The organism is Streptomyces alkaliphilus (assembly GCF_014141535.1).
GTDB lineage: Bacteria > Actinomycetota > Actinomycetes > Streptomycetales > Streptomycetaceae > Streptomyces > Streptomyces alkaliphilus.
On sequence record NZ_VKHT01000546.1, the window covers coordinates 1 to 3,527 of the forward strand.

General features: G+C 73.0%; 3 protein-coding genes. All 3 read left to right on the forward strand.

From position 1 onward, the window contains the following. Positions 1-137: 137 nt before the first annotated feature. The 3 genes from FNQ90_RS16435 to FNQ90_RS16445 all read left to right on the forward strand — a co-directional run bounded on the left by FNQ90_RS16435 (position 138) and on the right by FNQ90_RS16445 (position 3,315). Positions 138-1,199 (forward strand): ParA family protein, encoded by a 1,062-nt coding sequence (locus FNQ90_RS16435; protein ID WP_143624817.1) that lies wholly within the window; start codon positions 138-140, stop codon positions 1,197-1,199. After that, positions 1,196-2,431 carry a ParB/RepB/Spo0J family partition protein gene (locus FNQ90_RS16440; RefSeq protein WP_182607076.1) on the forward strand — a complete coding sequence of 412 codons (1,236 nt, stop codon included), beginning with the start codon at positions 1,196-1,198 and terminating at the stop codon, positions 2,429-2,431. Before FNQ90_RS16435 ends, FNQ90_RS16440 begins: the two co-directional genes overlap by 4 nt. Positions 2,432-2,685: 254 nt before the next feature. Further along, positions 2,686-3,315 (forward strand): GNAT family N-acetyltransferase, encoded by a 630-nt coding sequence (locus FNQ90_RS16445; protein ID WP_182607077.1) that lies wholly within the window; start codon positions 2,686-2,688, stop codon positions 3,313-3,315. Positions 3,316-3,527 lie beyond the last annotated feature (212 nt).

A 3,527-nucleotide genomic window follows, 5' to 3' on the forward strand; every position in this document is an offset into this window, starting at 1 on the left:
CCTCAAAGGGGCACGAGTCCGGCGGTCTCGCCCTCCCGCTCCCCCTCTCCCGCTCCCTGGAACGTGCGAGAAGGTTCTCCCCCGGCACGACTTCGGCCACCGAAAGGCGGGGCTCGCTGGTTCACCACCCCGGGGACATGGCAGTCTGTGATTCCACGAAGGCTGCGCATGTCGAGGAGAGTGAGCCAGTGCGGTCCGACGCCAACATCGCCGGCCCGACGGCCGAGCCGGTCCCCGGTCCCCGGAGCGAGAACGGGGACGCTCCCGGCGGCGCCGTCGACCTCGGTCGTGCCGCCCCCTCACCCACCGGGGACCTGCCGGCCGGTCGCGCCGCCCAACAGGCGGTAGCCGCCCTTCACCGCAACGGTGGCTCCCTCCCCCGCCCCGACCGCACCCGCATCATGATCGTCGCCAACCAGAAGGGCGGCGTCGGGAAGACCACCACGACGGTCAACCTCGCCGCCTCCCTCGCGCTGCACGGCGCCCGGGTGCTGGTGATCGATCTCGACCCCCAGGGCAACGCCTCCACCGCGCTGGGCATCGACCACCACGCCGAGGTGCCCTCCATCTACGACGTGCTCGTCGAGGGCAAGCCCCTGGCGGACGTGGTGCAGCCGGTGACCGACGTGGAGGGGCTCTTCTGCGCGCCGGCCACCATCGACCTGGCCGGTGCCGAGATCGAACTCGTCTCGCTGGTCGCCCGGGAGAGCCGGCTGCGCCGAGCCCTGGACGCCTACGAGCAGCCGCTCGACTACGTCTTCATCGACTGCCCGCCCTCCCTGGGCCTGCTCACGGTGAACGCCCTGGTCGCCGGCGCCGAGGTGGTCATCCCGATCCAGTGCGAGTACTACGCGCTGGAGGGCCTCGGACAACTGCTGCGGAACGTGGAACTGGTGCGGGGGCACCTCAATCCCGATCTGCACGTCTCCACCATCCTGCTGACGATGTACGACGGTCGCACCCGTCTCGCCTCGCAGGTCGCGGAGGAGGTGCGCAGCCACTTCGGCCACGAGGTGCTGCGGACCAACATCCCCCGGTCCGTGCGCATCTCCGAGGCGCCCAGCTACGGCCAGACCGTTCTCACCTACGACCCGAGTTCCAGCGGGGCGCTGTCCTACCTGGAAGCCGCTCGGGAGATCGCGCTGCGCGGCAGCGGCGCACAGCAGAGCACACACGCCACGGTGGAGGGCCCCCAGTGAGTGAACGACGCAGAGGACTCGGTCGAGGCCTGGGGGCACTGATCCCCGCCGCGCCGGTGAGCGAGGACCGGCCGCCGGCCGCTCCGCCCGGGGAGGAGGCGCCGGAGGCGACGGAAACCGACGTGGCGGAGGCCCGCACCGGTGCCTCCGTGGCACCGGGAGCGGTTCCCCCGGGGCTCCCCCGGGGGCGGGGCCCGGTCCCCGCCCGCCCGGTGGGGGTGCCCGAGCCGGGCACCGCTCCCGATTCCTTCCCGGTGCCCGGGGCGCCGCCCGTCCGGGGCACGGCGGCGGAGATCGCCGCGGCGGCCGGGCGGGAGCCGGAGAGCAGCGGCCCGGCCGACCCCTTCGCCGGGACGGTGGACGGCGCGCACTTCGCCGAGCTTCCCCTCGACGCCATCGCCCCCAACCCCCGGCAGCCGCGTGAGGTCTTCGACGAGGACGCCCTCGCCGAGTTGGTGACCTCCATCAAGGAGGTCGGCCTCCTCCAGCCCGTGGTGGTGCGCCGTCTGGACTCCGGCCGCTACGAGCTGATCATGGGTGAGCGCCGCTTGCGGGCCTGTCGGGAGGCGGGTCTGACCGCCATCCCCGCCATCGTCCGCTCCACCGAGGACGACCGGCTGCTCCTCGACGCGCTGTTGGAGAACCTGCACCGCGCGCAGCTCAACCCGCTGGAGGAGGCGGCCGCCTACGACCAGCTGCTGCGTGACTTCAGGTGCACCCACGACGAACTCGCCGATCGGATCGGCCGTTCGCGTCCCCAGGTCTCCAACACCCTGCGGCTGCTCAAGCTCTCCCCCGCGGTACAGCGACGGGTGGCGGCCGGGGTCCTCTCGGCCGGTCATGCCCGGGCACTGCTGTCCGTGGACGACCCGGAGGAGCAGGACGCCCTGGCGTACCGGATCGTGGCCGAGGGCCTCTCGGTGCGGGCCATGGAGGAGATCGTCACCCTGCGGGCCCGGGAGAGCGGCAAGCCCACCAGGGCTCGCGGACCCCGCCCGGGGCGGCGGGTCTCCCCTGCCCTGGACCACCTGGCGGGTCGGCTCTCCGACCGCTTCGAGACCCGGGTGAAGGTGGACCTGGGTCAGAAGAAGGGGAAGATCGTCGTCGAGTTCGCCTCGATGGAGGATCTCGAGCGCATTCTCGGTCGGCTCGCGCCGGGAGAGAACAAGGTGCTGGAGGAGCGGCTCTCCGCCGGTCCCGCCGAGGGGGCGGAGGACGGGGAGAACACCTGAGGGCCGTGACGCCGATACCGGTCGTCGCTCTCGCCGCTCTCCTCCCGGCCGGGAGGGTCGGCGGCGGAGAGCGGTGACGAGGGGCCGGTGCGGGACTTTTCGGGGTTCCCGTACCGGCCCCCGGTTTCTCCACCGACCGCTTCGACCGGTGGTTGGGTCGCTCCCCCCGGACACGCGGTTCTCGCACAGCCGGGGCCGTGGAGGGGGAGCCGCGCCCCGGGCCGTTTCGTCCCCTCCTGGCTACCATGGGACCCATGGGGCGCCAGCTTGTGCCGCTCGACCTGGAGACCGTGCCCGATCTACCGGTGCGCTGTCTGTCCTGTGTTTTCTGGGAGATGGAGCCCGTGGAGGCGGCCCTTGTCCGACGCCGGGGGCAGGCCCTGCTGGAGAAGGAGGCGTGGCTCTCCTCCGTGCTGTTGGAATGGGGCACCTGCGGCAGGGTGGCCTACATCGACCGGAACCCGGTGGGCTTCGTGAGCTACGCGCCACCGGAGGCGGTCCCCAGGGCGCCGCTGTTCTCCAGCGGTCCGGTCTCCCCCGACGCCGTCCTGTTGATGACCTCCTGGCTGCACCCCGAGGCGCGGGGGCAGGGTTTGGGCCGGGCCCTGCTCCAGTCCGCCGCCAAGGACGTCCTGGGGCGGGGCTTCCGGGCGCTGGAGGCGTTCGGGGCCTCTCCCGCCGCGGCGTCCGGCTGCGTCCTGCCGGTCGGGTACCTGGAAGCCGTGGGTTTCCGGGTGGTGCGCGAACATCCGGTGTACCCGCGCCTGCGGATGGATCTGCACACCCTGATCGACCGCATCTCGGAGATGGGGGCCTTCATCGATCGGCTGCTGGGGGGCGCCCGGCTGCCCGCCGGCGGAGTGGTCCGTCCCTCCCGGGCCTGATGCCGTCTCCCGTTCCGGGCACGGGGAGGCACGCACCGGCCCACCGGCCGCGGGGGCCGCACCCGGGAGTGGGGTGCGGGAGGCCATCCGGCCGGCGCCCGACTCCGGAGCCGCCGTTTCACGTGAAACCACGATCCCGATCCGGGCACCGGCCGCTCCACCGTCCACCGTGCCCACCGGTTGGGGGGCGGAGGGGAAGAGCGGGGAAAGGC

Coding starts and splice junctions, on each gene's coding strand:
- FNQ90_RS16445 (WP_182607077.1), top strand. CDS start 2,686: ATGGGGCGCCAGCTTGTGCCGCTCGACCTGGAGACCGTGCCCGATCTA.
- FNQ90_RS16435 (WP_143624817.1), top strand. CDS start 138: ATGGCAGTCTGTGATTCCACGAAGGCTGCGCATGTCGAGGAGAGTGAG.